Consider the following 16,438-nt stretch of genomic DNA (forward strand, 5'->3'; position numbering starts at 1 on the left):
TCACTCGTTTCGGTCACACGGAAGGAGGCGAGGCGAATGTTGAAGAGCTTCGTCTCCTGGCTCGATTCATACACCGCTCAGCGCGGCGCACCGGGTGTCATCGGCAACCTGGTCGGGTTGCTGAGTTTCGCGGGCCTGCTGGGGACACTGTTCGGCAGCCAAATGGTCCGCGCGGGTGCGTTCCTGACCACAGGGCTGCTGATGATCGTCGGGATCCTGGTCGTCCTGGCGAGCAACCGGCGCTTGCGCCAAGACTATGCCGTGTACCGCGAACTGCTCGCCCAGTACTGCGATTTCATCATCGACCACCGGCCCGAGCCGTTGGTACTGGTGAACGACTGGAACCAGACGGTGTTCGTCCACCGGAACGGCGACGTGCGCGAGAGGCTGATCATCAAGGCCGTGGCACTGCGCGAAGAAGTCCACTTCATCAGGTTCTACGCCGGCAGCCAATGGGACCAGCCGGAGAAATACCGGGACAAGGTCAAGATCAACGCCCGCAGCCTGAAGGTGAACGGCAAGCCCGGACCGCACTGGAACGTCACCAAATCCTGGCTGAGCAGCAAGGAGATGGCGATGATCGTCCACCTGCACGAACCCATCCGACAGGGCGAAGCGATCTGCCTCGACATAGAGCGGTTCTGGCCGAAGAAGTGCAAGCCGATCATGTGCGACGGGACTGCCGAGAACTTCCACTTCCACTCGGGCAAGGTCCTGCAGATCGACAAGGTGGTCCACCGGGTCGTCTTCCCCGGCGAGTTCACCGTCTCTTACGACGCCATCGGGTTCCGGGACGACCAGACCACCGGCACCTTCATCACGTCGGACTCCGACGCCGAGGGCCGCACGGTCATCACGCTGCACATCGACCACGTGCCCGCCGACGCCACGTACGGCATGAAGCTGGACCTGGGGTAGCCCGTCCACAGGCGGCGCGGGCTACCCCAAGACGGTCAGTCGCCGCCTTCGGAACCACCCATGGGAGAAGTCACCTTCGTGTCGCTTGCAGAATTACAGGAATACCGATTGTCTTGTGCCGCAGGACAAGAAGCCCGAGTTGCGGCTTGCGGGGACGCTAGCGCACAGTCGGCTGGACTGTCCACAATGCATACTGAGCGTCGCTCCTTCGGATGATCTTGGCCGAAGGGCCTAAAGTAGCAACGCCCCCTCCTGGTCAGGGGCTTTGCCAGAACCCTCTCGCCATCAACAACGGTAAGTATGCGCACCACTGCGTTCAGTATCCACCAGTCGGTAACCGACCCTTCGGAGCAACCGCGCATCGGCACCTCCCGGGTCGACCATGCCCGTTAGTCGCCCGGACTGAGCGCTTGGTTACACCGGTACACGACAGATCGGACGACTGTGTGCCACTGAGCGGCATCTTCCCTTGACGTACGATATATCAGGAACTAATCATCGGATCTCTCCGGACGAGGAGGTCCTTTGAGAATCCGACCGCTTGCCTGCCTCGCCGCCGCCGTTGCGCTGGTGGCGAGCCTGGTCAGTCCCGCGAACGCCGAGCTCTACCACCCGCGCCAGGACTGGCTGCGGGCCTCGACCGCCGGGCTGTTCCTGCACTGGGGCATGTTCACCGCGCCCCGGCACACCGACTGCGCCGCCTGGGAACGCGATGTCACCGATGGCGGCTGGACGCCGGGCTACTGGATCGACGAGGCCAAGAAGCTGGGCGCGTCCTACGTCGTCCTCACCACCTTCCACAGCCGGCTGGGCTATGCGCGGCCGTGGCCGTCCAAGATTCCCGGCAGCTGCTCGACGCAGCGCGACTTCCTCGGCGAACTGATCGCCGCGGGCCAGGCCAAGGGCGTGCGCGTCATGCTCTACATGACCGACGATCCCCAGTGGCACAACGAAACCGGGCACGAGTCCCTGGACTCGGCCGCCTATTCCGCGTACAAGGGCAAGCCGGTCGACCTGACCACCCGGCCCGGCTTCGGCGAGTACTCCTACGACCTGTTCGACGAGGTCATGGACCGCTACCGCGACCTCGCCGGCTTCTGGATCGACAACGACAACGAGTACTGGGAACAGCACGGGCTCTACGAGCACATCCGCGAAAAGCGGCCGTCCTGGCTGCTGAGCAACAACAACGAAGACACCCCGATCATGGACACGGTCAGCAACGAGCAGAAGACCGGCATGACCCCGTCCTACGACTACCCGCAGGCCGTCTACACGCCGATGCCCCGGCTCACCGAAGCCGACTACAAGCTGCCGACCAACGGCGACTGGTGGTACAGCGGCGGCGACCAGGCCGTCGACTTCCGGCTCTCCACCGGCCGGTACATCACGAACGCGGGCTCGTCGATCAAGTCGCTGATGGCCGAAACCGCCATGCTGAACGGGAAGTTCCCGCCGCAGCAGGAGGCGTTCAACAACTTCATGGCGTCCTGGACGCAGCCGATCAAGGAGGCGCTGACCGGCACCGAGGGTGGCGGTTACCTGTACGGCGGCCTGCAACCGGGCTTCTGGAACGACGGCGCGCACGGCGTGATCACCGTCAAGCCCGGCGCGCGGACGCAGTACGTGCACGTCGTCACCCGGCCGTCGACGAACCTGGTCCGGCTGCGGGACAACGGCTACCGCGTCACCCGCGTGTCCGACCTGCGCACCGGGAAGCCGATGCGGTTCGCCCAGTCCGGCGGCTATCTGTCCATCCTGGACATCAAGGACTGGGACACCTACGACACCGTGTTCGAAGTGGACACCGCGGGCCAGCAGTACTTCTACGACAAGAGCACGATCAAGGCGACGGCCTCCGCCAACCCGGCAACGGCGGCGAACCTCGTCGACGGCAGCTACCTCAACTACTGGGACGCGGGCGGGCAGCTCCCGGTGTCGGTGACGCTCGACCTGGGCCGGAAGCGGTCGACGGCCTACCTCGCGGTGCACGAGCGCGAGTCGTCGCCGACGTACGCGCGGGAATCCTTCGGCCGCGCCGAGGATTCCGCGCGGATCAAGGACTACCGCGTCCACGCCAGCGACGACGGGAAGAACTGGCGCACGGTCCGCAGCGGCGCCCTGCCGAGCAACCGCGGCGTCCAGTTCATCGACGTCGGCGAGGTGCACGCGCGGTACCTGCAGCTCGAGGTGCTGAACACCTGGTCCGGCCCGCAGGCCAAGCCGTTCTACCGGCAGCTCGCGCTCGACGAGATCGACGTCGCCTACGGCTACCCCGACCCGCGCGGTGAGGTGCCGCTGGAGGCGGAGTCGTGGCGCAACGGCTTCGAGGGCAGGGCCACGCCGGTGTGGTGCGAAGCGTGCTCTGGCACGAACGCGGTGACCGGCCTCGACCGCGGCGCGGTCGTCTTCCGCGACGTCCAGGCCGCGGGCCCGTCCCGGCTGCAGCTGGACACCACGGGACCGGGGACGCTTTCGGTGAGCGTCAACGGCGCGGCCCCGGTCACGGTCGCCGCGCCGGGGGCGATCCCGGTGCCGCTCACCGCCGGCGCCAACACGATCAAGGTCTCCGGAACCGCGGACCTGGACCGGATCGCCGTGGCGCCGATGCCACCCGAGTCGTCCACGCCGAAGACGACGTTGACCGTGCAACCCGCGGGCATCCAGTGGGTTTCGCCGGGGCAGCAGTCGCTGCGGATCGACGCGTCGCTGCGGCTGGACGTCGACGACCCGATCGACCAGGTGTCGCTCGCCCCGGTCGTCCCGGCGGGCTGGACGGTCACCGGCGGCCCGGCCACGACGTCCGCGCTGGGGCTCGGCCAGGTCCTCAGCGGGTCGTGGACGGTGACCGCGCCCGCGGCCCAGGACGTGAGCATCCCGGTGACGGCGTCCTTCCGGACGCTCGGGCGCGCGAAGTCGGTGAGCAAGCCGGTGCAGGTGAAACAGCGGCCGGCGGACCGGGTGTTCATGCGCGAGGCGGAAGACTCGGCGAACGACATCGGCGACGCCGGCGTCACGAACTGCTCGCCGTGCTCGGGTGGGCAGAAGGTGCGCAACATCGGGCCGGGCGCGGCGGTGACGTTCCCCGGCGTGACGGTGCCGGCGGCCGGGCAGTACCAGCTGTACCTGGACTTCACCGTCAACGGCGACCGGTCGTACTTCGTGTCGGTGAACGGCGGCGCGCCGGCCGAGGTGAAGGTCAGCGGCGCCGGGAACAACACCCCGTACACCACTTCGGTCCCGGTGACGCTGACCGCGGGCGCCAACACGATCCGGATCGGCAACGACCGGGCCGGGGCGCCGGATCTGGATCGGGTTTCACTGGGTTAGCTCCCGCAGCACCCGGGCCGCGTCGATGTCGACGGCGCGGCCCGGGTCCCCGCCCGGCGCGCTCCACGCGACGGACACCCACAGCTCGGCGTAGTCACCGCGGTCGATCCGCGGCAGCAGCCAGGTGAGCCGGCCGCCGGTCCGTTCGACGGCGTCCCCGCCGATCAGCCCCGACCAGTACGGCGGCACGTGCCGCCCTTCCCGGGAGCACCGGCGCAGCTCATCGGCGCGCGGACCGCCGACGCTCACCGCGGCGTCGGCGGTCTCGGCGGTGAAGGCGCTTTCCCAGGTGCGCTCCTCCTCCGGCGCACCGGCCAGCTCGGCCTGGACGACGAACTCGCCGACGTCCTCGCGGGCCAGCACCCGGAGGATGGTGGTCTCGCGGGTGACGCCGGGCAGCCCGGCGGCGGTGCGCCCGGACAGCACGTCGAGCCGCACGGCCTGGTGGCGCCAGCGGCAGAGCCGGGCCCCGGACGCGAGACCCCAGGTCAGCTCGGGTCTCGCGGGCACGTCCCAGCCACCGGCGCGGACGGCGAACCGCACGTGCCCGAGCGGGGTGACGACGTCGAGCGCCCTTGCCGGGACCTTGGACAGGACTTCGGTGTCCAGCATGGACACATCCTTACCCCGCGGGCCGACCGGCGAAAACGCGCTGCCCGAACGTCACCCGACCGGGGAACTCCGGCCGGAGAGCGGCACTTTCCCGGGAAAGTGCCGCTCCGGGTCAGAACCCTGCCGTCCCGTTCGGCGTGCCCAGCCCGGTCGGCCCGTCGTACCCGGCGCCCGCGGTGCAGAGGTAGCTCCCGCCGCAGCTGCCGTTCGATCCCGACGTCACGTCGTACAGGCCGCTCGTGTGCGCGTACGGGTACGAGCCCGACGTCACCGAGTTGCCGGCCAGCGCGTACACGCTCGCGATCACCGGGGACGACAGGCTGGTGCCACCGACCTGCACCCAGCCGTCCGCGCCCTGGGCCAGGCCCAGCGACAGCAGGAAGTCGCACCAGGAGGAGCTTCCGCAGCTGTTGTACGTGTCGTACACGCCGAGGCCGGTGGCCGGGTCCGCGACCGCCGAGACGTCCGCGACCGTCCTCTTCGCGCACCCGGTGTCGTGCTGCCAGGACGGCTTCGCCTCCAATGTGGAGCATCCGCTGCCGCTGCCGTTCCACGTCGTTTCGGTCCAGCCGCGGGTGGTGGTCGTCGACTTCTTCAGCGTCGTGCCGCCGACCGCGGTCACGTACGGCGAGGAGGCCGGCCAGCTGACGCCGTACCCGGAGTCACCCGAGGACGCCGTCACCGCGATGCCCGGGTGGTTCAGGTGCGCGTCCGCGGCGAGGATCGTCGAATCCTCGGAGCCGCCGTAGCTGTTGGAGATGGCGACCACGCCGGGGGTGGCCGCGGCCGTGTCGACCGCCGTCATCAGCGGGTCGGTGTCCGGGGAGTTGGCCTCCACCAGCAGGATGTGGCAGTCCGGGCAGGTCGCGGACACCGCGTCGAGGTCGAGGCTGATCTCTTCGGCCCAGCCGTAGTCGGGCGCGGGCAGCGGGCTCGCCGCGCCGTTCTGGTTGACCTTCTTGAAGCAGCCGTTTGCCGTCGTGCACGGGGAAAGCCCGCGGGCGGACCGGAACTTGGCCAGGTCGGCTTCGGCCGTCGGCGCGTCCTGGGCGTCCACAATGGCCACCGTGCGGCCGTTCGCGTGCAGCCCGCCGAGGTGGTAGGCGGCCTGGATCTCGGCCGGGCCGTAGCCGACCGGGGTCGAGACGACCAGCGGGCCGTTGCCCTCCGGCGAGCGGATCGCCTTGCCGAGGCAGTGCATCTTGCCGGAGGTGGCGCAGCCGAAGTTCACGACGCCGCCGCTGCGCAGCGGCGCGGCTTCGGCGGTCGAGGTGGTGGCCACCGTGAGCGGGGCCGCGATCAGGGAAAGGACGACGAGGGACCGGAACAACCGTGGACGGGCCATGGCCTACTCCTCGGTAGGGGACGAGGTGTGGCGACGGATCGTCGCATGTCAGTCGCGTGAGGTCACCCGTCCGAAGAAGGTTTCTCGGTTCAGTCATTCGCCCACCGTGGTCACAATCCGACGAAGAGTGACGAACCGACTCACCCGTTTGCGTATTGGTCCAGACAAGTGTTATCAAAAAGTGACTACTTGGCCGCTGAGCGGGAGCTACTTTGTTGCGACTGGCAACAAATACCTCGTGGATCCCCAACGGCGGAGGTGTCACGGCGTGAACCGGACCTTGGACAAGTTACGACGACGCGGCCCGGGCCTTGCGCTCGTGGCCTCGACAGTGCTGGTGGCGGCCGGGTTGAGCACCCCGGCCGCGCTGGCCGCGGACGACTACACGCAGAGCGTCACGCAGCCCAGTTCCAGCCAGGTGCAGATCAGCTTCACCCCGACGACCCCCGCGCTGTACGTGGACGTCCACTACACCGGCGTCCCCGGCCTCGGCCAGCAGAACGTCCGGATGACCAACGGCTCCGGCACCTGGCAGGCCACCGTCAACGGCCTGAGCAGCGGAAACGTCCTCGACTACTGGTTCACCTACGAGAAGAACGGCCCGCAGTACGACACCCCGCACTTCAGCTACACCGTCGGCGGCGGCACGACGACGGTCGCGGCGCCGACGTTCAGCCCGCCCGGCGGCACGTACTCGAGCGCCCAAACGGTGACCATCAGCAGCGCCACCTCGGGTGCCACCATCCGCTACACAGTGGACGGCTCGACGCCGACCGCGTCCTCGACGCTCTACAGCGGACCCATCAGCGTCCCGAACTCCCGCACGGTCAACGCGATCGCGCTCAAGTCCGGGTCGACGACGTCCCCGGTGTCGAGCGCGAGCTACACGATCGGCACCCAGGCCGGCTGCCCCACGCAGTCCGACACCCCGAACTTCGGGCCGAACGTGCGGATCTTCGACCCGAGCATGTCGGCGGCGACGATCCAGGCGCAGCTGGACACCGACTTCAACAACCAGAAGGACACGCTGACCGCGCAGATGGCGGACCGGCGCGTCGCGCACCTGTTCAAGCCGGGCACTTACAACAACGTGCACGACAACGTCGGCTTCTACACCTCGGTGGCCGGCCTCGGCCAGAACCCCGGTGACGTGCTGATCAACGGTGACGTCACCGTCGACGCCTTCAACGCCTCCGACAACGGCGTCGCGCTGCAGAACTTCTGGCGCTCCGCCGAGAACATGGCCGTCAACCCCTCCGGTGGCAACGAGCGGTGGGCGGTGGCGCAGGCCGCGCCGTTCCGCCGGATGGACGTCCGCGGCGGCCTGCAGCTGTACCCGGCGAGCTACGGCTACGCCAGCGGCGGCTACATCGCCGACACGAAGGTGGCCGGCCAGGCCGCGTCGGTCTCGCAGCAGCAGTGGTACACCCGCGACTCCGCGCTCGGCAGCTGGAACGGCGGCGTCTGGAACATGGTCTTCTCCGGCACCAGCGGCGCGCCGGCGACGACGTTCCCGAACCCGCCGGAGACCACGCTCGCCACCACGCCGGTTTCCCGGGACGTTCCGTACCTCTACGTCGACGGCACCGGCAAGTACCGGGTCTTCCTGCCGTCCCTGCGCACGAACGCGTCCGGCCCCAGCTGGGCGAACGGCAGCACCCCCGGCACGTCGGCGCCGATGAGCCAGTTCTACGTCGTCAAGTCCGGCGACACGGCCGCGTCGATCAACAACGCGCTCGCCGCGGGCTGCAACCTGTTCTTCACGCCGGGCGTCTACCACCTGAACCAGACGCTCAACGTGACTCGCGCCAACACCACGGTCCTCGGCATCGGCTACCCGACGCTGGTGCCGGACAACGGCGTCAACGCGATGCAGGTGTCCGATGTGGACGGCGTCCGGCTCAAGGGCCTGCTCTTCGACGCCGGCACGACGAACTCGCAGGCGCTGCTCACGGTCGGCCAGTCCGGCTCGTCGGCTTCGCACGCGTCGAACCCGACGACGGTCCAGGACGTGTTCTTCCGGATCGGCGGCGCGATCGCCGGCAAGGCGACGAACAGCCTGATCGTCAACAGCGCCAACACGATCATCGACCACATCTGGGCGTGGCGGGCCGACCACGGCAACGCGGGCACGGTCGGCTGGAACACCAACACCGCCGACACCGGGCTCGTGGTGAACGGCGCGAACGTGCTGGCCACCGGCCTGTTCGTCGAGCACTACCAGAAGTACCAGGTGATCTGGAACGGCCAGGGCGGGAAGACGATCTTCTTCCAGAACGAGATGCCCTACGACGTGCCGAACCAGGCTTCGTGGAACGCGCCGTCGGGCGTGGCCGGGTACGCCGCGTACAAGGTCGGGTCGAACGTGACGTCCCATGAGGCCTGGGGTCTCGGGAGCTACTGCTTCTTCGACACGAACCCGGCGGTGTCCAGCTACCACGCGTTCGAGGTGCCGAACAACTCCGGTGTCCGGTTCCACAGCCTGCTGACGGTGTCGCTCAACTACCGCGGCACGATCACCCACGTCATCAACGACACCGGCGGTGTCACGCCTTCGGGCACGGTGCCGGTCAACGTGGTCAGCTACCCGTAAGCGGTGAAGGACGCCTTCGGCGATGCGCCGAAGGCGTCCTTCACGGAGTCACTTCACGACGATGTAGTAGTCGCGGCCGAGGCCGGACGACTTGCCGTCGGCGGTCCGGCTGTAGACCTGGATGGGGTAGAAACCCGACGCGTCGGGCGTGAAGGTGAAGCTCGCCCGGCCGTCGGGGCCGGCCGGGACCACGGTCGGGTTGTCCCAGTCCTCGTAGAGGTAGTAGACGTACTCGACGACGCCCGGCGTGCGCGGGGTCAGCGTGAAGACGCCGGCGACGCCGGGGCCTCCGCTGGCCACGTATTCCGGGTAGTCGGTGCTCGCCACCAGCGGGGCGTCACTGGCCGAGTAGCCGGTGCTCGCGATCCCGGACGTCAACCCGGTGCTGGTCGTGCTCCACACGTTGAGCTTGTGGAAACCCCGGGTCGCCGTGACGACGTCCGCGGTCGCGGTTCCGTCGGCCGCCGCGGTCACCGTGGTCTCGGGCCCGTTGTCGACCCGGTAGGTGTAGGAGACGACATCGGCCATGCCGGGCGAGAAGCGGAACCCGGCCGGGATCCCGACCCCGGTCTCCCGGGGTCCGTTGACCAGCGGCTCCGTCGACTGCACGTAGAAGTGGTGGACGTGCTGCGGCGACCGGTTGCCCGCGCTGTCGACGCTCGTCACGTAGAGGTCGTTGGGCCCGGAAGCCTGCGGCGTGTACGAAACCGTCGCCGACCCGCCGGGGTGGTCGGCCGCCACGAAGGTGCCGGCCGGATCGGTGTTCCCCCAGTAGAACCCGACGACCGAGTCGTCGCCGTTGGCGCCGAAGGTGAACGAGCCCGGCAGGCCGGCACCGGGGTGCCAGGCGTTGTCGTCGGGGTACTCGGCCGAAGTCACGGCCGGCTCGGCGATCGCGGTGGCCGCACTCGCCTGGGCCGGTACGGCGCCGAACACCAGCACCCCGACGGCGAGGAATGTGGTCACGGCATGGCGAACTCTCATCGGAACCCCCCAATGTGAAACTTCTGTCAGTTCCAGCTAAGCACAAACCCCGGGACGGGGTGCGGGGGTTTTCCGCCGGCGCCGGGTCAGGCGATGTGCCACACCGCGGCGGCGCCGTCGAGCACGTCGGCGTCGAGGCCGAAGTAGCCGCGTTCGGGCTTGGTGTCGGTGCGCCGTCGGCCGTCCGGGACGCCCGCCAGTCTCCAGGTTCCGGTGCCGCGCTGCAGCAGGCCCTCGTAGGTGTCCGGCGCCGGCTCGCCGACACCGATGGCCTCGCTGTGGCCGAGGCTGCCGGCGACGAAGGCGTACCGGTCGCCGAGCAGCGCCCCGACGATCGCGCCCGCGCTCGATCCCGAGCGGCACAGGTGACTGTTGTGCGCGAACACCAGCGTCGGGCCGCGGCGGGCCTCGACGGCCCGGATGTCGAGGAGGTTCTCGGCCATCAGCACCGCGCGCACACCCGCCAGGCGCGCGATCCGCGTGTCCCGGTCACCGGGCCGGGCCTACGCCGCGTGGTAGCGCAGCAGGCCGCGGCCGGCGGTGACGTGCGCCTTGGCCCGCCACCAGGCAGCGTCCAGCCGGGGCGTCCGGGCGTGGAGGGCGACGAGCAGGTCGTCGGCGAGTACCCGCAGCTCACGGGCTTCCTCGGTGGCGCCGGGCGACTGAGCCGGGTCGAGGATCGCCTCGGAACGGCTCCACCGCTCGTCGTCGCCGGCCAGTGCGGCGATGTCGGCGTCGAGGCCCAGGTAGTCGCGGGCGTGTTCGAGGTAGGCACGCGGGCTGGGGGCGCTGAACATCTCGGTCGGCGGGTCGAACCCGTGGAAGGCCAGCGGCTCGTCGGCCTTCTCGTTGTACTGGCGCAGCCACGCCAGCAGCTGCCGGTTGGCGTCCACTTCGCCCAGTCCGTGGGAGAAGCCGCCGTCGAGCGCGGCGACGCGGTCGGTCTCCAGCGCGATCGACCGGAAGCCGTGCTCGGCGAGCCGGGCGAAGAGGTCGTTGCGGAGCCGCGCGAAGGCCGGCTCGAAGTGCGTCGGCTCGCCCAGCGCGAGCAGTTCCGCGGTGCAGTCGGTGAGGTCCATGTGGTTGAATCGTATCCTTGAACACCCGGTTGAGACCTGCGGACCTCGCGCGCGAGCACGGCATCTCCACGCAGGCGGTCCGCAACTACGAAGAGAGCGGCTTCCTCCCACCGGCGGCGCGCACGCCGAGCGGCTACCGGATCTACACGCAAGCCCACGCGGCGGCGCTCCGGGCGTTCCTCGCGCTGGTCCCGGCGTACGGGCACGCCACCGCAGGCGGGATCATGCACGCCGTGCACGACGACGACGTCGACCGTGCGCTGACCCTCGTCGACCGCGGCCACGAGCAGCTGCTCCGGGACCGCGAAACCCTCAACACGGTCCGCAGGGCGATCGGGCACCTGACGACCGGGTCGCCGCCCGCACCGGCCGCCACCGGCTGGTCGATCGGCGAGCTCGCGCACCACCTCGGCGTCACCGCGGCGACCGTGCGGGCGTGGGAACGCGCGGGCATTCTGGTGCCCGCGCGGAACCGGGCGACCGGCCACCGGGTCTTCCGCGCGGCCGACGTCCGCGACGCCGAGCTGGCCCACCTGCTCCGCCGCGGCGGCTACCCGCTGGCCCACATCGCGACGGTGGTCGAGCGGGTCCGCACCGCGGGCGGCACGGAATCACTGGCCGAGGCACTGGAAACCTGGCAGGCCAGGCTGACCGCCCGCGGCCTGGCGATGCTCGACGCGGCCGGCCGGCTCAGCGCGTATGTCGGGTCACGGCCGTGAGCCGGGGTGCAGCCGGTCGTACTCGTGCGCGGCCGCGCGCTGGGTGCGCACCCGCAGCACCTTCTCCTCGTCCTCGTCGTCGACCTCGTTGAGCCCGAGCTGCACGGCCAGCCGGATCTGCTCGCGGTTGTCCCGGACCACGGAGGAGAAGAAGTCGTCGATCCTCGGGTCGAGGAGGACCTCCAGCAGCACGCGGAAGGAGGTGTCGACGCAGGCGCGCACGATCTCGTCGTGGAACGGCAACCGCTTGAGCTTCCCCAGCTGCGGGTCCGCGGCGATCTTCTCGGCGATGATCGACCGCAGCTCGTCCTTGTGCGCCCCCAGCGACTTGGCCAGGTTTTCCGGGTAGTTGCCGGTTTCCAGCACCTTGACGACCTCGTCGAGCACCGCGACGGTGATCGGCTTCTTGATCGCCTTCACGATCGGCTCGGACAGCTTGTCCACGAGCCGGTAGGTGAACTGCTCGCCGACGGCCCGGTCCGCGGCCCGGCCGATCCGCACCAGCAGCAGCACGACGCTGACGAACTTGTGCGCGGCCATGGCGGGGTGCGCGACCGGGATCATGGCGAACAGCTCGTACCAGTTGCGCACGAGGAACTTCCTGGCCCAGCGCCGTTTCCGCCACCGCCACAGGAACTCGAGCAGGAAGACGCCGCAGATCCCGCAGTCGACGTAGAAGATCGCGAGCCCGACCGCCCGCGCCGGCGGGCTGAGCACCATGAACCCCAGCAACCCGACCGACCCGGCGGCGAGCACGAGCATGATCCAGTCGTCGGCGCGCACGTTCCCGGGCAGCACCCCGCTGTTGAGCTCGGGTTCACTGGTGACCATGCCCGATGATGGCACGCGGGTGGCCGATCAGCCGGTCTGGAGCGTGGCCCCGAAGTGTCGTGTTTTTGTCGCGTCAACCGCCCGCCCGATGCGGCATCGTGGACGGTGGCGATCACGGCGAGGAGGAGCATGGAGCGCACCTGGCTGTTCGCTCCGGCTCCAGGGGTTGCGGAGGCTGGCGGCTCAAGAAGCGGGCTGCCAGCCCACGCCGTAGGACCGCGCGGGCCGCAGGTCGCGGAAACCGGTGCGCACCTCGCCCGCGTTGTCGAGGGAAAGCGCTTCGCGCGAGGGCCGCGGCTCCTGGGCGTCCTTGGAGAATTCGCCGTCGATGCGCCAGACGCGCCGCGGTGGCTTCCGCCGGTCGAACCGGACGTTGAGGTCGAAGCTCTCGCACGGGAATTCCGGCGTGCAGCAGTAGAACGGCGCCGTCAGCTCGGCCACCCGGATGCGGAAGAAGAACTCGTGCTCGTCGCCGGCGTCCAGCGGCCGCGGCGGCCGCAGGCTGAAGGCGACCCGGGACGAGCCGACCAGCCGCACGGAGTGGACTTCGCCGCCGGCGACGACGTCGATGCCGAGCCCCGAGAGGTCCGGCGGGCCGGTCGTGTTGGCGGGCCGGGACAGGGAGATCGCGTGCTCGACGTCGGCGAGGCCGGCGACGTGGCTGACCACCCGGCGGGTCTCGAACACCTCGGCGGCGGCCGGCCCGGTCAACGTCAGCCGGACCGCCAGTGCCGACGTGTGCCACGGGCCGTCGTCGGCGCCGGCCAGAAAACTCCCGTACGACGCCGGCGCCCCGTACGCGGCTTCGGCGATCAGGTAGATGACGTCGTCGGCGCGCCGCTGCATCGTGCGCACGTTCCGGTCGGCTCCCGTGCCCAGCAGTTCGAGGCGCTGGGTGTAGCGCTCGTGCGCGCCGGTGCCGAAACCCAGGACGATCCTGGCCGTCTTCCGGTGCGATTCGGGCAGCGTTTCGATCAATCGCCGAAGCGTTTCGACCACCTTGCCGCGAACCGTTCCCGGATTGTCCTCCTCGTGGACACCGCACACTTCGCGCAACTGTTCCCCGACGAGCCCAGGCAGGGTCTTCGCTTGGATGCCGAGCCCCTTGCGAAGCAGTTTCAGCTCCGCTGAGAGAGCGTTGATCTTCGCTTCGGCCGCCTCCTGAGCCAAGCCGTCACCTCCGTCTCGGTGGTTGGCCGGGAGTCTACTCGGTCCGTGAGTACCCCACGCGTTTCCCCGGGTGTTTCCGGATGCGGGAAACCGCGCAGGTCACCGATTTCTCGGCGGAGGCAACGGGAAACGCCTGTTGCCGGGCAATTCCCACGGGTCAAGCTGAGGTCGCCGAAATCCTTCGGCGACCAAGGAAGTCACCGCGGGAGAAACCGACGGTGGCGGCGATCCGGAAAGGGGAACGCCATGCACACGCACCTCGTGATCGTGCTCGGCCAGCTGGTCTCCCTGCTGGGCTGACCAGTACTGCCGGCGGGCCCGGGCCGCCGGCGGACCTTCCCCCCGTTCGCCGATTACAGGATGATCGAACCATGCCGGACTTTGGAGCGGAATTGAAGCGTCGACGGATGTCGGTCGGCATGTCACTGACCGGACTCGCTGCGTCCGTCCATTTCACCAAGGGTTACCTGAGCAAGGTGGAGAACGGCAAGGCCCGCGTGAACCGGGACCTCGCCAAGGCCTGCGACCTGGCGCTGGGTGCCGGCGGAGAACTGCTCGCACTGGCCGCGGAATCGGCATTCCCCGCGCGCCGCAGCGCCGGCGGCATCGTCGGGCTGCCCGACGGCGGCCGGTACTTCGTCGGCCGCGAAACCGAACTCGAAGCGCTTTCCGCGCTGCTCCTCGGCCCCGACGACGGCCGGGTCGGCGTGGTGCACGGGATGGCGGGAGCCGGCAAGACGGCGCTGGCCGTCGCCGCCGCCCGGCAGGTCGCGGACGGTTTCCCGGACGGCTGCCTCTTCTTCGACCTCCGTGGCCACACCCCCGGGGCGGCCGAGCTTTCGCCCGGCGAGGCCCTGCACCGGCTGCTGCGGCTGCTGGACGTCTCGGCCGATCAGCTCCCCGCCGACGAGGACGGCCTGGCCAACCTCGTCCGCGACCAGCTGCGCGGGCGGCGGATGATCCTCGTGCTCGACAACGTCCGGTCCGCCGAACAGATCCGGGCCATCACCGACGGCGAAACGGCGTCGCGGATCCTGGTCACCAGCCGGGGCCGGCTGCCCGCGCTCGACGACGCCTGGCACTTCCCGGTCGGCGTGCTGCCGCTCGACGACGCCGTGCGGCTGCTGCGGTCGGTCGCCGGCGACCACGCACCGGCCGACGACGAGGTGGCGACCGAGATCGTCCGGCACTGCGGGCAGCTGCCGCTCGCGGTGCGGATCGTGGCCGCCCGGTTCATCGCCGGCGGCTGGACGGCGGCGAAGCTGCGCGACCGCCTGGCCGACGAGACCACCCGGCTCGGCGCGCTGGAAGACGGCGAGCGGAGCGTCGCCACCGCGTTCGCCGTCTCCTACGACGCGCTGCCGGGCGACCAGCGGCGGTTGCTGGGCTTGCTCGCCCTGCACCCCGCGGCCGCCGCGGAAACCGGCGCGGTGGAAGCGCTGACCGGGCTCGACGCGGGCGAAACGGACCGGCTGGTGGACCGGCTGCACGACGCGCACCTGGTCGTCCGCGACGAACGCGGGTACGTCGAGCTCCACGACCTGATGCGCACCTTCGCGGCCAGGCACGCGCTGCCCCAGCTGGCCCCGGACGACCGCGAAGTCGCCGTGCGCCGGCTGGTCGAACACTTCCTCGCGCTGAGCGTGGCGGCCGACGAGCTCGCCGAGCCCCACCGGTTCCGCCCGCCCACCGGCCTGCCGGCACCGGCCGGCGTGCCCTTTTCGGACGCCGAGAGTGCCCTCGCCTGGCTGGGTGCGCAGTGGCCGACGCTCGCGGACATCGTCGATTCCGCGGCCGGCCACGGGTTGCCCGACCGCTGCTGGCAGCTCGCGTTCGTGCTCCGCGCGTTCTTCTTCCGCGAGAAGCTGTTCGAGCCGTGGATCCGGACGCACGAACGCGCGCTCGAAGCGGCGCGGGCGGCCGACGACCCGAGCGCGACCGGGATGATCCTCAACAACCTGGGCATGGCCTGCATCGAGGCGGGCCGCCCGGACGACGCGGTCCGCTTCCACCAGCAGGCCCAGGCCGAGTTCGCGCTGGCGAGGGACGACCGAGGCACGATCGACGCGCTGTCCAGCCTGGCGTGGGCCCGCCTGTACCGCGGCGAGGCCCAGCCGGCCCTGGCCGACCTGACCACGGTGCTGGCCGTCTACCGCCGGACGGGCCGCACCCGGAACGTGGTGATCGCGCTGCGCGGCATCGCGCTCGCTTCGGTGGCCCTGGACCGGTTGCCCGCGGCACTGGCCGCCGCGCGGGAGGCGACCGAGCTCGCCCAGCTGCCGGTGGACCGGGCGATGTCGGTCAACTGCGAGGCCTGGGTCCACTTCCGCGCCGGCCGGTGGGAGGAGGCCGAGCACGGCTACCGCCGGGCGGCCGAGGTGGCCGACGACGCGGGGAGTGAGTACGAGCGGGCCAGGGCGTTGACGGGCCTGGGAAACACAGCCGCCGCGCGCGGGGACCGGCCCGAGGCGGAACGCTGGTGGGCGGAGGCCGCCGCGTACCGGGTCACGCTCAACCCGGCCGTCCTCGGCGAGGCCGGGTACCGGAACCGGCCGGCCTTCGCGGAGTGAGCCGCACCCTTTTGTGCCCGTTGTCCCCGGCAAACAGGTCAAAAACAGGACACTAACCGGCCACGGCGCCCATCGCGGTAGCGATGGGCGCCGTGTCGGCGATCAACGCCAGGGAAGCCGAAACCGGGGTGAGGTCGTCATGACAACGCATTGAATTCCGCAGTCCGGGAACCGGCGGGCGGTCAGCGCCGCCGGCTGGCGTTTCTCGGCAGAATCGTTGGCAGGCAACAGGAAACGGCTTCCACGCCGCACCCCGGGCGGGCACCATTGAGGCAGAGAGAATTTCG

General features: G+C 70.0%; 10 protein-coding genes and 1 pseudogene. 5 read left to right on the top strand and 6 right to left on the bottom strand.

What is annotated here, in order from left to right; all coding sequences use genetic code 11:
- Positions 1-36 precede the first annotated feature (36 nt).
- Together ACWEGE_RS17970 and ACWEGE_RS17975 are read left to right on the top strand one after the other, a co-directional pair.
- Positions 37-918: a hypothetical protein gene (locus tag ACWEGE_RS17970; RefSeq protein ID WP_449661580.1), complete on the top strand. Its 882-nt coding sequence runs from the start codon at positions 37-39 to the stop codon at positions 916-918.
- A gap of 525 nt (positions 919-1,443) precedes the next feature.
- The gene (locus ACWEGE_RS17975) at positions 1,444-4,248 is read left to right on the top strand and encodes an alpha-L-fucosidase (protein WP_449661581.1); all 2,805 of its coding nucleotides are present in this window, start codon (positions 1,444-1,446) and stop codon (positions 4,246-4,248) included.
- Here ACWEGE_RS17975 and ACWEGE_RS17980 read toward each other — a convergent pair.
- Both ACWEGE_RS17980 and ACWEGE_RS17985 read right to left on the bottom strand, forming a co-directional pair.
- A complete protein-coding gene (locus ACWEGE_RS17980; protein WP_449661582.1) occupies positions 4,237-4,860 on the bottom strand; it encodes a hypothetical protein in 624 nt (207 codons plus the stop codon). The genes ACWEGE_RS17975 and ACWEGE_RS17980 overlap by 12 nt on opposite strands.
- Before the next feature lie 112 nt (positions 4,861-4,972).
- On the bottom strand, positions 4,973-6,205 hold the full coding sequence (locus tag ACWEGE_RS17985) for a S53 family peptidase (protein ID WP_449661583.1): 1,233 nt from the start codon (positions 6,203-6,205) through the stop codon (positions 4,973-4,975).
- A 268-nt stretch (positions 6,206-6,473) separates the two neighbouring features.
- On the opposite strand from ACWEGE_RS17985, the gene ACWEGE_RS17990 reads away from it, so the two are divergent.
- Positions 6,474-8,798 carry a chitobiase/beta-hexosaminidase C-terminal domain-containing protein gene (locus tag ACWEGE_RS17990; RefSeq protein ID WP_449661584.1) on the top strand — a complete coding sequence of 775 codons (2,325 nt, stop codon included), beginning with the start codon at positions 6,474-6,476 and terminating at the stop codon, positions 8,796-8,798.
- Positions 8,799-8,846: 48 nt separating this feature from the next.
- Here ACWEGE_RS17990 and ACWEGE_RS17995 read toward each other — a convergent pair whose 3' ends face one another.
- Positions 8,847-9,764, bottom strand: coding sequence for a hypothetical protein (locus ACWEGE_RS17995; protein WP_449661585.1), 918 nt, complete (start codon positions 9,762-9,764; stop codon positions 8,847-8,849).
- Between the two features lie 104 nt (positions 9,765-9,868).
- Positions 9,869-10,861, bottom strand: a pseudogene (locus ACWEGE_RS18000) (erythromycin esterase family protein).
- A 17-nt stretch (positions 10,862-10,878) separates the two neighbouring features.
- Here ACWEGE_RS18000 and ACWEGE_RS18005 point away from each other — a divergent pair.
- Entirely contained in the window at positions 10,879-11,580 is a 702-nt protein-coding gene (locus tag ACWEGE_RS18005) for a TioE family transcriptional regulator (RefSeq protein ID WP_449661586.1), read from the top strand.
- Here ACWEGE_RS18005 and ACWEGE_RS18010 read toward each other — a convergent pair.
- Both ACWEGE_RS18010 and ACWEGE_RS18015 read right to left on the bottom strand, forming a co-directional pair.
- On the bottom strand, positions 11,569-12,411 hold the full coding sequence (locus tag ACWEGE_RS18010) for an ion transporter (RefSeq protein WP_449661587.1): 843 nt from the start codon (positions 12,409-12,411) through the stop codon (positions 11,569-11,571). The genes ACWEGE_RS18005 and ACWEGE_RS18010 overlap by 12 nt on opposite strands.
- A gap of 183 nt (positions 12,412-12,594) precedes the next feature.
- The gene (locus ACWEGE_RS18015; RefSeq protein WP_449661588.1) at positions 12,595-13,389 is read right to left on the bottom strand and encodes a hypothetical protein; all 795 of its coding nucleotides are present in this window, start codon (positions 13,387-13,389) and stop codon (positions 12,595-12,597) included.
- Between the two features lie 563 nt (positions 13,390-13,952).
- Here ACWEGE_RS18015 and ACWEGE_RS18020 point away from each other — a divergent pair.
- A complete protein-coding gene (locus ACWEGE_RS18020; protein ID WP_449661589.1) occupies positions 13,953-16,151 on the top strand; it encodes an NB-ARC domain-containing protein in 2,199 nt (732 codons plus the stop codon).
- Positions 16,152-16,438: the final 287 nt, after the last annotated feature.

Source organism: Amycolatopsis sp. NPDC004747, from assembly GCF_053601335.1.